The 15,684-nt window shown below is 35.9% G+C and carries 14 protein-coding genes and 1 pseudogene; 7 read left to right on the top strand and 8 right to left on the bottom strand.

Annotated elements, in window-relative coordinates; genetic code table 11:
* The 3 genes from V4B17_RS05190 to V4B17_RS05180 form a co-directional block, all read right to left on the bottom strand.
* Window positions 1–1,029 (bottom strand): CobW family GTP-binding protein, encoded by a 1,029-nt coding sequence (locus V4B17_RS05190; RefSeq protein WP_455480190.1) that lies wholly within the window; start codon window positions 1,027–1,029, stop codon window positions 1–3.
* 14 nt (window positions 1,030–1,043) lie between these two features.
* On the bottom strand, window positions 1,044–1,784 hold the full coding sequence (locus tag V4B17_RS05185; RefSeq protein WP_455479120.1) for a creatininase family protein: 741 nt from the start codon (window positions 1,782–1,784) through the stop codon (window positions 1,044–1,046).
* A gap of 670 nt (window positions 1,785–2,454) precedes the next feature.
* Window positions 2,455–3,648, bottom strand: coding sequence for a multidrug effflux MFS transporter (locus V4B17_RS05180; protein WP_455479119.1), 1,194 nt, complete (start codon window positions 3,646–3,648; stop codon window positions 2,455–2,457).
* Between the two features lie 745 nt (window positions 3,649–4,393).
* On the opposite strand from V4B17_RS05180, the gene V4B17_RS05175 reads away from it, so the two are divergent.
* The 5 genes and pseudogenes from V4B17_RS05175 to V4B17_RS05155 all read left to right on the top strand — a co-directional run bounded on the left by V4B17_RS05175 (window position 4,394) and on the right by V4B17_RS05155 (window position 7,476).
* Window positions 4,394–4,885 carry a hypothetical protein gene (locus V4B17_RS05175; RefSeq protein WP_455479118.1) on the top strand — a complete coding sequence of 164 codons (492 nt, stop codon included), beginning with the start codon at window positions 4,394–4,396 and terminating at the stop codon, window positions 4,883–4,885.
* 126 nt (window positions 4,886–5,011) lie between these two features.
* Window positions 5,012–5,575 (top strand): recombinase family protein, encoded by a 564-nt coding sequence (locus V4B17_RS05170; RefSeq protein ID WP_455479117.1) that lies wholly within the window; start codon window positions 5,012–5,014, stop codon window positions 5,573–5,575.
* A 69-nt stretch (window positions 5,576–5,644) separates the two neighbouring features.
* Window positions 5,645–5,949, top strand: a pseudogene (locus V4B17_RS05165) (hypothetical protein).
* Window positions 5,950–6,164: 215 nt separating this feature from the next.
* Window positions 6,165–6,362 (top strand): hypothetical protein, encoded by a 198-nt coding sequence (locus tag V4B17_RS05160; protein ID WP_455479116.1) that lies wholly within the window; start codon window positions 6,165–6,167, stop codon window positions 6,360–6,362.
* A 766-nt stretch (window positions 6,363–7,128) separates the two neighbouring features.
* Window positions 7,129–7,476, top strand: a complete 348-nt coding sequence (locus tag V4B17_RS05155) for a hypothetical protein (RefSeq protein ID WP_455479115.1) — start codon at window positions 7,129–7,131, stop codon at window positions 7,474–7,476.
* A gap of 411 nt (window positions 7,477–7,887) precedes the next feature.
* On the opposite strand, the gene V4B17_RS05150 is transcribed toward V4B17_RS05155, so the two are convergent.
* Complete coding sequence (locus tag V4B17_RS05150; protein ID WP_455479114.1) at window positions 7,888–9,216, bottom strand: NAD(P)H-dependent oxidoreductase; 1,329 nt, start codon at window positions 9,214–9,216, stop codon at window positions 7,888–7,890.
* Between the two features lie 165 nt (window positions 9,217–9,381).
* Between V4B17_RS05150 and V4B17_RS05145 the strand changes: the two genes are divergently transcribed.
* Window positions 9,382–9,861, top strand: coding sequence for a MaoC family dehydratase (locus tag V4B17_RS05145; protein WP_455479113.1), 480 nt, complete (start codon window positions 9,382–9,384; stop codon window positions 9,859–9,861).
* A 6-nt stretch (window positions 9,862–9,867) separates the two neighbouring features.
* On the opposite strand, the gene V4B17_RS05140 is transcribed toward V4B17_RS05145, so the two are convergent.
* From V4B17_RS05140 to V4B17_RS05130, 3 genes are read right to left on the bottom strand one after another with little or no spacing between them, the layout of a single operon-like run.
* Window positions 9,868–10,527 carry a methionine ABC transporter permease gene (locus tag V4B17_RS05140; protein ID WP_455479112.1) on the bottom strand — a complete coding sequence of 220 codons (660 nt, stop codon included), beginning with the start codon at window positions 10,525–10,527 and terminating at the stop codon, window positions 9,868–9,870.
* Complete coding sequence (locus tag V4B17_RS05135; protein WP_455479111.1) at window positions 10,520–11,554, bottom strand: methionine ABC transporter ATP-binding protein; 1,035 nt, start codon at window positions 11,552–11,554, stop codon at window positions 10,520–10,522. The genes V4B17_RS05140 and V4B17_RS05135 overlap by 8 nt, the downstream gene beginning before the upstream one ends.
* A gap of 6 nt (window positions 11,555–11,560) precedes the next feature.
* Window positions 11,561–12,379 (bottom strand): MetQ/NlpA family ABC transporter substrate-binding protein, encoded by an 819-nt coding sequence (locus V4B17_RS05130; protein WP_455479110.1) that lies wholly within the window; start codon window positions 12,377–12,379, stop codon window positions 11,561–11,563.
* Between the two features lie 499 nt (window positions 12,380–12,878).
* On the opposite strand from V4B17_RS05130, the gene V4B17_RS05125 reads away from it, so the two are divergent.
* Window positions 12,879–13,505, top strand: a complete 627-nt coding sequence (locus V4B17_RS05125) for an SH3 domain-containing protein (RefSeq protein ID WP_455479109.1) — start codon at window positions 12,879–12,881, stop codon at window positions 13,503–13,505.
* Window positions 13,506–13,593: 88 nt separating this feature from the next.
* On the opposite strand, the gene V4B17_RS05120 is transcribed toward V4B17_RS05125, so the two are convergent.
* Window positions 13,594–14,625, bottom strand: a complete 1,032-nt coding sequence (locus tag V4B17_RS05120) for an aspartate-semialdehyde dehydrogenase (protein ID WP_455479108.1) — start codon at window positions 14,623–14,625, stop codon at window positions 13,594–13,596.
* Window positions 14,626–15,684: the final 1,059 nt, after the last annotated feature.

Raw genomic sequence — 15,684 nt, 5'->3', positions numbered from 1 at the left:
TTATGCACAGCTTTCAAAACCAGTTTTAAGTTTTTCAGCATCAAGGGTACGGCCAATAAAAACAAGTCGGCTTTCACGTTTTTCATCTTCACGCCATGGGCGTTGATGCTGTCCTTCAAGAATCATGTGTATGCCTTGAATGGCATAACGATCATTATCTCCTTGAAATGCGATAATTCCTTTTAAACGCAAAATATCAGGGCCTTGTTGCTGTGTAATTTGTTGGATCCACGGAAAAAACTTTTCTGGTTGAAGAGAACCTGTTTTTAAACTTACGGAAGTGACCGTAATGTCATGAATGGTGGATGCATAGTGATGTTGATGATCATGATTGCAATCTGAGTTACACACATGGTCTGAATGTTGGTGATCGAGAAAATGGGGTTCGTGATCTAAAGCAAGTTGGAGATCAAAGGAACCACGATTGAGGAGTTTATCAAGAGGGATATTGGCGCGCTCTGTTGCATAAAGTACAGCTCGGGGATTAATCGCAAGAATGAGCGATTCAGCATGTGCACGTTCTTGTGCATTGACAAGATCAATCTTGTTTAAAAGAATGACATCAGAAAAGGCAATTTGATCTTCGGCTTCACGGTTCTTTTTCAGTTGAAACGGCAAATGTTTTGCATCAACGACTGCTATGACACTGTCAAGAACCGTTTTTTCATGTACAGTATCATCCATGAAAAAAGTTTGTGCAACGGGAACCGGATCAGCAAGCCCTGTTGTTTCTATAATGATTGCATCAAATCTATGAGAGCGTTGCATAAGGCTTTCCAGAATGCGAATAAGATCGCCGCGCACGGTGCAGCAAACACAGCCATTATTCATTTCATAAATTTCTTCATCCGATTCAACGATAAGGTCATTATCAATGCCAATTTCACCAAATTCATTGACAACGACTGCATAACGTTTGCCATGGTTTTCGCTTAAAATACGATTGAGAAGAGTGGTTTTTCCTGATCCAAGATAGCCCGTGATAACCGTAACTGGAAGTTTATTGGGCATATTTTGTGTCTTTTCTATGGTTGTATCTTTCATCATAATGCATTTATTTTAAATCGATTAATATCATCAAGTAAACCATGAAGTCCACAAAGAACATGAGAAAAAATTACTTCACCTGTTTTTGATGTTGCTTCGCTTGCATTGCCTGCTGCTCCCTGCGTGTTAAGGTCACGCATCGTCCACCCAAAGGCATGAGAACCATAAGCACGTAAATACCGATAATTGGCAATCATATCAGCTTGCTTATTATGAAAATTTTTTGCATTCTCCATATGCACTTTTTCTGGTGCTAAATAGAGCATCAAGGAGGTTTCGATAAATCCTCCATGGATATCAAGGTGTTGTTGAGACGGTTCCATTAAACCTTGCGGTAGACCAAAGCGATTCCAACTTGTTGCCACTGCGAGCATTGAAAAACGCCTTCGTAATTCGGTAATAACAATGCTCATTAAAGGTGAGTTGCCTCCGTGAGCGTTGAGAATAAGAAAACGTTTGATACCTTTACGATAGCAGCTTTCACCAATGTTTATCCACCGCTCTATGGCATCAGAAAAGGTAAGTGTTTGTGTGCCAGCAACATCCATATGTTCTACAGAATAGCCAATTTTTTCAACCGGTAAGAGTTCGATATGAAATTGCTCTTTTGTTTGTAAAGCGAGTGATTTTGCAAAAGATTCAGCAATAATCCAGTCAGTTTCAAAGGGGAGATGACTTCCATGATATTCATGTGCGCCCAAGGGTAAAAGAGCGAGAAAAGGCGTATCGGATATCATAATTTATTACCCAAAATGAAGTTAATAGATACAAAGTGATCAAAAATAGCAGAGTTGTCTCCCTCCCCAATCTAATCTATATGTGAGAGAAACGCAAATAGGAATACTCTTACATCAAATCAGATTATACGGAAATAAAAATTTTATCAAAATGGTAAAAACATCCTTCAAAAAAATTATATTAATTTTTGATACAATGTTAGCTTCTTGGTATTAAAGGGTAAGACGTATTTTGCAAAATTTTCCATTAAGTGTTTTTGTTCTTAAAAAGTGAGTATCTAGAGATACAACACTATACAGTACAGAAATTAAAATAAATTCTTTCTTTATCATCCGGAATGTAATCTAGGTGGAGATACGAATTTTCCTATCGCTTTTATGGAGGTAAAAAGCACGACAGATGCATGTTGATGTGAAAAAGATTATCATGATCGATTTTAAATTCTCGTCAAGATTATAAGACTCGTTTTGTTGAAGAATATGTATAAATATATCAAAATGTTAGAGATGTTCGCTTGACCAATAGGGTTTTTAACAGTGTGTGAGCAATTTTTTGTGTGAATAAATAGCTGGAGTCACTGAAAAGAAAATTGATTCTTATGGCCACCGTCACGCGAAGTAATGTCAAGGTTTTTAAGCGTAACATATCCTCCCAATTCAGTTGTTTAGCTTAGTTTTTTAAGATCATAAAATAATTTGCTTTCCTAATATAAATTATAAAACCTAATATACAGAGCATAGCTAATAAGATAGAAACGTTCAAAGGATTATGTCCAGATATTTTTCCAATAACGGCTGCACTAAATGCAGCGCTCCCTAATTGTAAAGCTCCCATAACACCAGATGCTGCACCAGCAGCTTGTGGATGTGATGAAATAGCCAATGCTGTTCCTAATGGTAGTAAAAAGCCATTGCCAAAAGTAAGAATAGAAATAGCTATTAAACTTGTTATAAGTGGCCACGGACTTATGTATATTTGTAAGGCAAAAAATATCCCTCCTATGACAAAAATAACATATCCACGTTTAATGGTGTGTTCCATAGGTTCTCGCTTAAGAAATCTTCGTGCTGCCAAATTACCCAAGACATAGGTTAAAGAAACACCAATATAACTATAACCAATATATAAAGTTGATAAACCTAAAGCTGTGAGGAAAAAAGGTGACTCTACGATATAAGCAAAATAGCATGCATATGCAAAACATGGGATCAGTGCATAAAAGATAAATTGTTTATTTTTAAGAACTTCTAAACTGTTTTGAATAATCCCCACAGGAGTAAAAGATTGACGTTTTGTAAGAGGGAGAGTTTCTGTTAATACAAAATAACAGAGCAAAATGGATAAAATTATAAAAAGACTTAAAAAGACAAAAGTAGCTTGCCAATTAAAAAATTGTAACAAGAATCCCCCAATTAATGGCGCAAGTGCTGGTGATGTTCCGACAAAAGGAAAAATAATCAAATAAAGTTTTCCTGCCGCGGTTTTATCCATCAAGTCGTTAATAATGGCACGACTTAAAACAATACCTGAACATGCTCCAAGACCTTGCAAAAAACGTAATGCTAAAAAAGCTTGAATATTGACAGCATAAATTATGCTCAATGTACTAAATAGCCATAAAGATAAACCAAACAGAAGTGTTTTTTTACGCCCAAAATTATCACTGATTGGTCCATAAATAAGTTGTCCAACAGCTAATGCGAGTAAAAAGATTGCCACTGCATTTTGAATTTGAGATTCCGTTACTTGATAATATTGGCACATATCTCCAAGTGCTGGTAAAAAGATATCAGTAGAAATCAAACCTCCTACTGATAAACATATAATAAGTATAATAAATAATAATGTAGGTTTATAAGACATAGAAAATACTCATTTAAATATATCACATAAAATTATAAAAAATATTTAAGTATGCATTTAAAAACTTGGTACTTTAATTTAACAAGAATATTAAATACATTTATATACAAAACAAATATAAAAAAGCTGTTTTAGATAACTAAACTTATCTAAGGTAAAGTAATGATAAAAAGTATTCAAATTGCCAATATTCAAACAATAATTTTAGTATCTATCATCAAAAGGCATGTTAAGCAAAATAATATTTTTATACAGATACCCGTCGTAGTTAAAGTAAATTCATACATTATTGCATCGCTAAGATTGATGATTTTTTAAACTAAACTACTAAACTAAATGACGTTTACGCAAGTTTAATGGCATTTATTTAGAGTATTTTCATCTGTTTTTGAAAAATGCGGATAGCATTTTAATAATAAGTGATCCCAAAATTTAATTTTTATTTTTCAATAACTAGTAAAAAGTAAATCATCCTAGTCCTAAGTTAGCCCTTAAATTTTTATGCTCTCCATGTTAAAGAGTTTCTTCTACTTTTAAATATCTACCCGTAATCTTAATGTTATAAAATACATATCTATAGAGCTAAATATTACATTAATCATTGAAAATGATGTTATATAAAATCGATATAGAAAATACCATAATATTACCGACGCTATCCGATATACGCATATTATGTTTTAAATTAAACAAAGCAGCTAAAATGAGCATTACAGCAGTGTTTGTCTATATTGGCTAAATGGAAATGACTCAGATAATTTTCCTGCTGATTGTTCAGACGCAGAGCGATGAATCTGGTGCTTATGTTTTATATGGTAAAGATAATGGTGTGCAAGCTCATCTTCAGGCGTCAATTTCAGATGATCAAAATCGACACCTGTATTTTGCATATCAAATTAATTATGATCCACTGAGATGGTTTATTAACAAAAGCGGTAAAGGAATAGATTTTTTTGCATCAAGTTCTTCAAAGGTAAACTGGATCACACGTTTCATCTTTTTTGCTGCATATCAATTTACTCAGTGCGTAACTAAAAGGCGTCAGCCAACTTTAACCATAGATGCATGTGGGACACCACTATCATCATCAACCGCATTAAATCTGATCAAACCGGTGAATTTTCCGTTCTCTTTCAGTTTTATCACTCAGAATTCTCAACCTTTTTTGGTAATTTTGTTTTTCAACTTATCGGCTTGCTCGATATTCTGTTCCGCAGATAACACTGAGGTAAAATAACGAAAGGCTTCTGGATCAAAAGTCATAATATTTGATGCTTTCAAAAATAACGAAAAAATATGTCTCATAAATCGTTTTTTATCTTATAATGCTAAGAGTATATCTAAAACAACTTATAAAACAAAAATGGCGCTGTTAGGTTATGCAAGAGTATCAACTAATCAACAGAAACTCACGCTTCAAATAAACGAACTTAAAAATGCTGGGGTGCGTGAAGATCGTATTTTTACCGATATAATGACAGGAACTACAGATAAGCGGGACGGGTTAAATCGGCTGCTTAGTCGTGCAGAAAAAGATGACGCTATTTTGTGTACAAAAATGGATCGGTTGTGGCGCAATACCGCTGATATGATTAGTATCATTGATAGCTGTTATAAAAAGGGGATAGCCATTCGTTTTTTGGAAAGTGGTTTAAGTACCGAAGGAACGATGGGAAAAATGGTTATTCAGATATTGGCCGCTGTGGCTGAAGCCGAACGCGCACGTATTTTAGAGCGAACCAATGATGGACGAACTGCTGCAATGGCAGCGGGTATAAAATTTGGTAGAAAGCCTCATCCAAAGAAAGAGGTGGCATTGTCACTGATTAAGCAAGGGTTTTCATCTAAAGTAGTTAAGGAGAAAACAGGAATTTCTCATGCTACTTATTTTCGGCTGAAACGCCAGATCTTTATAAGGAAATCATAGATTTTGAGGATTGTTTAAATTCAATTGCAATGTTAATTTTTGAATACAAGATATCGAGAGGAGTTTTCGATGAAAAAGAAATTACCCAAGAGTTACATGACTGATGCGGAACGTGAAGAATTGCGGGCAGGCGGTCTCTCTCAAAATAGTATTTATCTTGCTGAATCAGAGGCGGCTGATAAAGCTAACGATGGGCAGACAGCATGGAAATGGTTGGCAATGGCCGAGCTTTCTGCTCATACACTTTTGTTTCTTAAGTCTCAGAATGGCGCCAAGTTCATTCGCAATATGGGGTTTAATACTAAGAATGCCGATGAAGCATATGGATCAGATTGGCTAGATAAAGATGTGGTGATAGGGGCCATCATTTCTAAAAAATTTGAAAAGCTAGAACGGATTTTGTTTCGTGAAAATAACTATATAAAAAGTTTTGAAAAAACATTTATGAGTAAAAAATTGTGCAGTGTACAAGATTATTTATGCAATCATATTCGTGATCTTGGAAAGAGTAGAGATTTTTCGTTACTTATTAATACATAGTGTAGTTATTATAGAAAATGAGTTGTTTAAGTATTCCAATAGTCATACGATGGCCAATAGTCTTAAAACAGCACCAGCTGAAATAGATGTTATTAAAAATCATGCGGTACTTGTTGGAGATCCTGAAAAATATCAGACTGTAAATGAGGTTTATAGTTTATCCAAAAATAGAAAAGGCGGTTTACTTCATGAAGAAGCACGTCAGACCAATGGCATCGCATTATACGAGATTAGGAAATTTAGATAAATCACGTTTAACAGACATTGAAAATGTCTCTTATTGATGTTTGTCGTGATGATATGAAGGTGATGCGCAGGATTTATGAAAAAATGCAGGCTAAGGGCTATAGGTCTCGATCTTTCCTGCGATAAGGGTCATTCTCTTTGAGAGGTAAAAAGTAAAAGCTTTTGTATTTTAGTTTTTGTGGCTTTTGTTTAATACCATAAATGATAAATTATAATTATAAATCAATTTATTATCTTATGAAAGAAACGCATTTTTTGATATTAATGAAAAAAGAAAAATATCTTCATTTTTTTGATTAGCAGTTTACATCTAAAATTTCTTAGTGAGCGTGCCATTTTTTCTTATGCTAAAACGCGTCTTCTTAAAATTTTTGGCAATGATAATGTGGTATAAATCAGTGATAAAGGTTACTTTTGTTTGGTAAAATTTTTAATAATGTAGGTTTGTAGCTATACTAAATTGTTTCAAAAATATTGTTTTTACAGCGATCTGATTTTTGGATAGATTTTTTAAAGTGGGTGATTCAGAAATGCATTTTTCTGGCGTATTTCTCCACCGTTTGTAATTTCTGTTTTTGATGTATCACTTTTTATTTTGTAAATTTTAATTGTGTTTTTTTTGTGTCTTTACATGTAATTCATAATGTGTTATACGAATGTATCGTATTGTTATTTATGTGGCAAAATGATTAAATACAGAATTTTGTTTTGTATACGAAAATATTCTTTTACTTTTCAAGTAAAGAAAAAGAGGAGCAAAGAAAGCCATGTTTACAATATTTAAAAATCATGTGTTATCATGTATTTTTACAGTATTTATTCTTTTTTCTGTACACATTGCAGAGGGTAGTACAAGTATTTTGCAAGCTCGATTTCAAGAGGGGAAGGATTTTGCTGTACTAGGAAAAAATTCAATTATGGAGACGGTAGACAAAGCTGTTATCCGTGATGTTGGGAGACAAGATCGATTGGCTTTTGGAAAAATTGAAAAAGTGTCTTTATTTAAAGCATTTTGGGGCAGTGTAAATATTATCTCGTTGATTTCTTCTTTAATTACGGCGAATACACCTGGTACTATAGTGTCTATAATATCATTACTGTTTTTAATCCAATAGAATATCCATTAGATTTATTGATGATTTTTTGCTGTTTATTTCATTATTTTTGAATATTTAGAGTGGTCTATGCTGCATTGGGTAGGAAGAATTGCTGAAGACACTATGGAATGTTTCTTTGGTAGGCATTGGTGAAAGTTCAAAAATCTTCAATTGGTAGTTTTCATTTTTATATTATGGCTATTTTACAGTAACAAGGTAACACTATCGTTATATTTACTAGCTTTCAATGTTGTTATCTGCTCTTGTATTAAGGTGATTTATGAAAGGGCATTTTTGAACGTTTTTTTATGGTTTAAATAGGGGATAAAACAAAAAATATTCCTATATTCGGTGTTTTAACACAAAATGAAAAATGATCATTATAAATCAGTATGTTGAATTAAAATGCAGTAAGGGTTTATTCATGCATTAGCAGGAGGAGGAAAAATTAAGCAAAAGATCTTGTTTGGTGCGAAGACGTGCAATCCATTGGTCTTCACGGATGGCGGTGTTATGCACTGTAATGAGTTCATTCTTCTTAATTTCAGCTATCACTGTTGCTTTTTCTAGAAGACCACAGGGAATAGCTTGGCGAGCGCGTGCTTCTGCAGCACTCATTGTCCAAGCGCGATAACTATAAAGGCCAATAAAATCTAACTGATCGCCGGGGTGTAAATCTTTTTTAGCAACAGCACAAACTTCTGCTACTGGGTGATTAAGCGGAACCATATCTTTTTTGCCATAAAGCATAACACGTGCACAGGTTAGAGGAACTTCCATTGCGGTTAAATGATAGGGGCGATGAAAGGTGAAGTAGGGTCCTTGACCAATTTTTAAGTCTTCCATACGTTCGCGTAAACGTGGGTGCGCTATTTCTGCAATGACAAAAACACCTGGGGAGACTCCTTGACCTGTTGAATAGTCCACAACGCCATATTGCTTTAAAATACCACCATCTCGCTGGGGGATAAGCACTTTGCTTAAATCTTGAAGCGCTACTTGTGGCCCATGCATTCCTGGGCAATCGGGAAGAAGTCCGGTTGCATTGGCAATTGCTGCCATTTCAACCATCGTTTTGGAACCATCAATAAATTCAACTAACATGCGCACATTCATATTACGTTGTAACGCTTCTTCTTCGTAATTATCAGGTGTGGCATCAAAGATAAGAGGGTTATTTTTTCCCTTACCAGCCGCAACAATTTTATGCCCAAGTGCTGAGATAAATTCGATAAGTTCCATACAGGAAGAAGGTTCGTCACCTGCGCCAAGTGTATAAATAAGTCCTCGTCTTTCTGCTTCGTGTTTGAGATAAGCACCAATCGTAACGTCTGCTTCAACATTCATTGTGACAAGATGTTTGTTGTTTTCGAATGTTTTGAAACCAATTTTTGCACCAGCTTCAGGATAGCCAGTAGCATCAACAATAATATCAATTTGTTCATGGCGTAAAACAAGATCAATATCGCTTGTGATTGCAATTAAACCTTTTTCGATAGTTTGACTTAAGGCATTAGCATTTTCAACTTCGCGTGCATGGTCATCCTTGCCATAGGCCAGTGTAGCGGCATCAAAAACACGTGAAGGTGTGCGGGTAGCGACAGCTGCGATCATTATGCCGTCCATATGTGCAACGCTTGACAGCAAATCTGTTCCCATTTCACCACAGCCAATTAGTCCAACACGGATGGGGGGATGGTTTTCTGCACGCTGCTTCAAATCACGTGCTAAACCCGTTAGATTCACATTGCTTGCCATGATTTTTTCCCACTTGAAAATCACCTTATTAGAGAGGTGCTTTCTTATTCATAAGGCGAACTTGCTTTTAAAACAGTTAACTTTTATTCTTGATGCTCTAATCAATGGGTTTTATAAAAGCAAGGGGGTAGGGATACTTTTATCAAATAAAACAGGAATAGCGTTATGCAGCAAAAAATAGCAGTACAGGATGTAGCTAATTTTTTGGGGAAAGAAATAGGGTTATCTCAATGGCGTCTTGTTACACAGGATATGATTAATCAATTTGCATGCGCAACAGATGATTATCAATGGATACATGTAGATGAGGAAAAGGCTAAAAAAACGCCTTTTGGTGGCACTATCGCTCATGGTTTTTTGACATTATCACTTTTGTCTACGTTGGCTTATGAGGCACTTCCAGAGCTGGAAGGCGCAACAATGGGGATTAATTATGGTTTCGATAAAATACGCTTCATGAGTCCCGTGAAAACAGGTGCACGTGTACGTGCTCGTTTTGTTTTACATGATGCCGAAATTCGTCCTTCTGGTCGAGTTGTTTTTCATTATGGAGTCACGGTGGAAATTGAACAGTTAAAAAAACCAGCTCTTACTGCTCAATGGCTTATTATTGCTATGGTAGGAGAGAAATTTACAAACTCTTAAATTATTTTAATGCTTTGTTTTATCAAGTTTTTGCACAATTTTATCAAAAGACCATTGGGTAAAAACATTAAGAATGACCAAAAGAATGATGACACTTGTCATGATGGAGGTATTGTAACGCTGGTAACCATAGCGGATTGCCATGTCGCCTAAACCACCTCCGCCGAGATATCCAGCAAGTGACGTGGCTCCAATAATAGAAATAATCATGGCTGTAAAACCTGTGATTAGGCTAGGTAGCGCTTCAGGAATAAGAACATACCTGATAATTTGAAGACGACTTGCTCCCATAGAACGGACAGTTTCAATTAATCCGTTGTCAACTGTCTTAAAAGAGAGCTCTGCCATTCGTGCATAAAAAGGAATAGCTGAAATGGTGAGTACAAAGATTACAGAAGGCATTCCTACGCCTCTTCCTACAATCATACGGGTAATAGGGAGAAGGTAAAATGCAAGAATAATAAAGGGAATAGCACGAATACTATCAATAATAATGCTCAAAGGGCGGTTGATCAGACATGAGGAAAAAATTCTTCCACGTGCGGTTGTATAAAGCAGAAGACCAAGGGGAAGACCGATAATAAGTGCCATCAAAGAAGCGCTTATCGTCATCAATATTGTACCAAAAACGGCATTGGGAAGTTCCTGAGAGAGAACATTAAACATAACCTAAGACCTCGCAATATCGCCCTTTTTCTGTCAACCACTGAATAGCTTTTTCTAAAGCTTCTTTGTTTTTGCTAGGAAGACCTAAGAATAAGCGTCCGATGGTTTCACCTTGAATTGTGTCAATACCACCATGCAGAATACGTGCCCTTAAGCCAATTTCATCTTCCAGAAGGTGAAGAAAAGGTTGTTGGGCAATTTCACCTGCAATATTGATTTCAATAATAGCTTCTTGGCCTATTGGTTTAAGATTTTTTGCGAATTTTTCAGGGAGTTGTGGGGTGATAAGTTTGAGCATGGCAATGGTTGTCTCTTCTTGCGGTGATGTAAAAATATCTTTCACACGTCCTTCTTCCACAATGCGTCCTTGATTGAGGACAACAACGCGATGGGCAATGGCACGCACCACTTCCATTTCGTGGGTAATGAGCAAAATAGTAAGATTGAGACGCTTATTAATATCAGCAAGCAGTTCCAGAATAGATTGCGTTGTTTCAGGATCAAGAGCGGAGGTTGCTTCATCTGATAATAATATTTTAGGATTAGCTGCCAGAGAGCGTGCAATACCAACACGTTGTTTCTGTCCTCCTGAAAGTTCCGTTGGATAACAGTACTCTTTACCACATAATCCTACCAATTCAATGAGTTCAAGAGCACGTTCATGGCGCTGTTTTTTGTTTATACCTATTAATTTAAGTGGTAATGCAATATTGCTAAGAACATTTTGCGATGATAAAAGATTGAAATGTTGAAAAATCATTCCAATGCGTTGACGGTAAGGTGCCCATTCCGCCTCTGACAAATTTGAGATATCCACTTTTTCAAAAAAAATCGACCCTGCGTCAACTTTCTCTAATCCGTTTAAACAGCGGATAAGTGTCGATTTTCCTGTTCCGCTGCGGCCGATAATACCAAGGATTTCGCCTGCATGAATATTTAGAGATAAATTATCAACTGCTGGAATTTTAGCCGTTTTGTTAAAATAACGGCTGATATTTTTCAAGGAGATAAGGGCGGGTTTTTCCATTCACAATTACCAAGATGTTTGAGCGGTTGTACCAAAAATTTCTCTGATTTTCGCGCGGACAGGTTCGCTATTGTAGGCAGAAACTAATTGTTTGACCCACGGTTTATCTTTATCGCTGGTACGTACAACAATAATATTATTATAAGGATTATTCTCTGCTTTTTCCCATGCGATCGCGTCTTTTTGTAAGTTTAATACGGAAATCAAAGCCCAGTTTGTATTTATAATCGCAATGTCAAAATCATTAACTGCACGCCCTAATATACCTGCATCCAATTCATGAATTTGCAAATTTTTAGGGTTTTCAACAATGTCAAGTGGAGATGCGAGAATATCATGAGGATCTTTTAACTTAATGAGGCCTAAAGAATTGAGAAGAAGTAATGCCCTTCCACCATTTGATGGATCATTTGGAATGCCAACATGTGCTCTGTCGCGCAGTTCTTTTATATCTTTGATTTTTTGAGAATAGACACCAATTGGGGTAATAAACGTATACCCTACAATTGAAAGTTCGTAACCACGCTGCTCAATTTGGTTATTGAGATAAGGTGTGTGCTGAAAAGCATTCGCATCAATCTCTCCCGCATTAACAGCATCGTTAGGCAGAGTGTAATCAGAAAAATAAATAAGTTCAATATCTAGATCAGTTTTTTTGGCTTGTTCGACAGCAATTTTCCAAATAGTCGCTTCATGCCCTTCCATAACACCGAGTTTTATTTTTGATTTGTCTGCTGCCATAGAAAAGGCAGTAAAGAAGAAGAGAGCAAAGAGAGAAAGGAGTAATCCGATAGCGGCATTTTGAGATAATTTTTTTAATACCATGTGCGTTTATCTTTCTTCTTCAAGAGATTTTTTGAAGGGACGATTCAACATACTTTTTCCATCTTAGGGAAATTTGAGACTATAAAAGCTTTACAGAATATTCAATTATTTTTTCCCATACTGTAAGCATTATTTGGAAAACAACATAATTAGTTAGCGGAACTTTTCCAAAATTTCTCCAAAATTCAGGAAATAAATTCTTGTATTGCAATTATTTGTTTGGGGAACCAATGGCAATTTCAAAACTTCTTTAGGTGATGATTAGCTGAATGGCTTAGCGATCAGATGATGTTTTAGCAGTAAATCTATGAAGAAAATATTGCGCAATCAGGACAATAGGTCGTGTGTACAGGGCGGTAAGAGGTATAGGTAAGGAAGCTTTTCTCAAAATGTGGTGGATTTTTAAGGAGATAAAGAATTGCACACCACTTTACTAAAACGTGGCAAATTTTGCAAAGGCGAATATTTTGCCGTTCATACTTTGGAGAGGAAAAAAATAATGTTAAAAAGAAGTTTTTTATCAACCACAATGATTTTATTAGCTTTGGGTGGATCAGGGCTTGGATTGACTAATTCTTATGCGGTGGCTGGAACGGTTGCACGCGTGGAATTAAGCCAGGCGATTTTGCGCACAGGTCCAGCAACGGCCTATAAAGTTATTACAGAAGTTCCAATTGGAGCGAAAGTGCAAATTAATGGTTGTCTATCCAATAAAGCTTGGTGTTTACTTCATTATAATGGAAGTGATGGTTGGGCATCGGCACGTTATTTGAATGTCAATAATGTTCCTACAATTACCTTGACACATATGGGCATGAAGACAAATTCTGCGACAAAAGAACAAAGAGAAAAAGTAAAACAGGTTGTTTCCAGTTTTAAAACTCTTAAAGTGCCTCAAAAAACACGAAATAACGCACAAAAATTGTACAGAACAGATGTGATTATTGATTCAACAGGTGTAAAAAAAAGAGATGAACGAACAATTTTTAATCCATCACCAAAGGCACGCGGTGTATCTGTAAAGCACGTAACTGCTTATAATCCCTTTTTTGCCGATGATGTTAATTTTAGAAATTTTGAACGAAACGAAACACGTTACCGTATTGTAACCTATCCTGCTACATAAAGATAAAAAAATCTAACGGTCATTGGGATGGTAGAAACAAACACAGCAGCATAAGGTGCTTCTTTGCTTTATGCTGTGCCCGTTTCGTTTAGTTTGTTGATTTAGGCTTTATAAAATTACGAGAAATGAGTAATTCAGCAATTTGAACTGCATTCAATGCTGCTCCTTTTCTTAAATTGTCAGCGACAATCCAGAAAGCTAATCCATTTTCAATGGTGATATCTTCACGAATACGGCTGATAAAGATGTCATCTTCTCCAGTACATTCATAAGGCGTTATATAGCCGCCATCTTCATGTTTATCAATAAGTTGGCAACCGGGCGCATCACGTAGAAGGGCTTGCGCTTCATGGGCGCTTAGAGGTTTTTCAAATTCAACATGAACAGCTTCAGCATGACCGATAAAGACAGGAACCCGAACAGCAGTAGCTGTTAATTTGATCTTAGGATCAAGAATTTTCTTGGTTTCAACCGTCATTTTCCATTCTTCTTTTGTGTAGCCATCTTCCATGAAAACGTCGATATGAGGAATGACATTAAAGGCAATACGTTTGGTGAATTTTTTTGATGTAATTGGGTCTGCAACAAAAACCGCTCGTGATTGTTCAAAGAGTTCATCCATCCCTTTTTTTCCAGCCCCGGAAACCGATTGATAAGTGGATACAACGACGCGTTTAATGATTGCAGCATCATGGAGAGGTTTTAAAGCTAAAACAAGTTGAATTGTTGAACAATTGGGATTGGCTATAATATTGCGTTTGGAAAATTCACTAATGGCTTTGGCATTTACTTCTGGGACAATCAATGGAATATTGGCATCGTAACGCCAAGTGGATGAGTTGTCGATCACAACACAGCCGGTAGCAGCGATTCTAGGGGCATATTCCTTGGAAATGTTTCCTCCCGCAGACATAAGGCAAAGATCCGTGTCAGAAAAATCATAAGTATCAAGTGCTTTTACTTTTAAAGTTTTATCGCCATAGGAGACACCTTGCCCTAATGAGCGTCGTGATGCTAAAGGCACTACTTCGTGAGTCGGAAAACCACGTTCTTCTAGAATTGTGAGCATCTCACGACCAACATTTCCGGTTGCGCCGACAACCGCAACTTTAAAACTCATTTTTCTATACTCCTGTCCTTCTCCATTCTTTTTCCCTAGGCGAACCCTATGAGAGGGCGAGTTGTCAAGGAATATTAAATCACATTGTTGGTTTCAGAAGCCTAATTTTTGTGCGTGTCAATTATGATCTACAACACAAAAAAAACGCCTCATTTCCAATGCTATCACCCTTCTGAATCTTTGAAAGTTGAGAAAGTTTGAATATTTCATGCCAAGCCGCGTGGATATCTACCTTGACAGAGTTCCAGTCTAGAGAGTTCTTTATCTTCTGTCAATTGTTTCCCTTAAGAAGTTTGAATTTTGTAACGATTGTGTTACGCATTGCTTTACGTTTGTGAAGTTTTTTATCATATGTTTACGATAAATACTTCATTATACTGAGATTCATTGAAAATGATAGCTGTGTTTTTTAAAGTGTTATTTTTGCTTTGTAGCTCTCATTATCACTTAAATAAATTCTTTAGGAATTTATTTAAGTGATACCCACCAAAATTATAAAATAAATAATGTGGTGTTTTCACATTACTCATAAATCAATCGCAAGATTGCTTTCTGTTTTTCTGGGTTCAGCACTTTGAAACCTTCCAAAAGCAAATATTCAATTTTACTCGATATTTTATTATCATGATGGTATAAGGTGTTTTCCTTTGTTGAGGTATCAGCATCAAAGAATAAAAGTGGAACGTTCAATGTATCGGTTGTTTACTGTAAACATTTCTCTTCTATACGATTTAACCCTTTTTATATTTTTGGATTTATTGGGAAGTTATATTTAAGTGGCTGCTTAATTGTTTTGAGATATTCCCATCATTGTTTTTTGAAAGCGAATTTTCTTGCCTATAGAGCCTATAGATTTTTGCCTATAGAAATGCAGTTAAAATGTGGATTTTTGATTTTCATTTTCAGGCTTCCCCCTCTGGACGCGAGCACTGTTGCATTTGTATTCTGGGTTCTGGAAGTGTTGAACACAAAAAGTTTTTTGCTTTTAGTGTCTATAGCACTTTGGCATAACAAAAGTCCCAGAAATTATGGGATATTTGCATAGCATGTTCATTTTTT

The organism is Bartonella sp. B23 (genome assembly GCF_053793815.1).
Note: the sequence above shows the minus strand (reverse complement) of the source record. Positions and strands in the feature narration are given on the sequence as shown.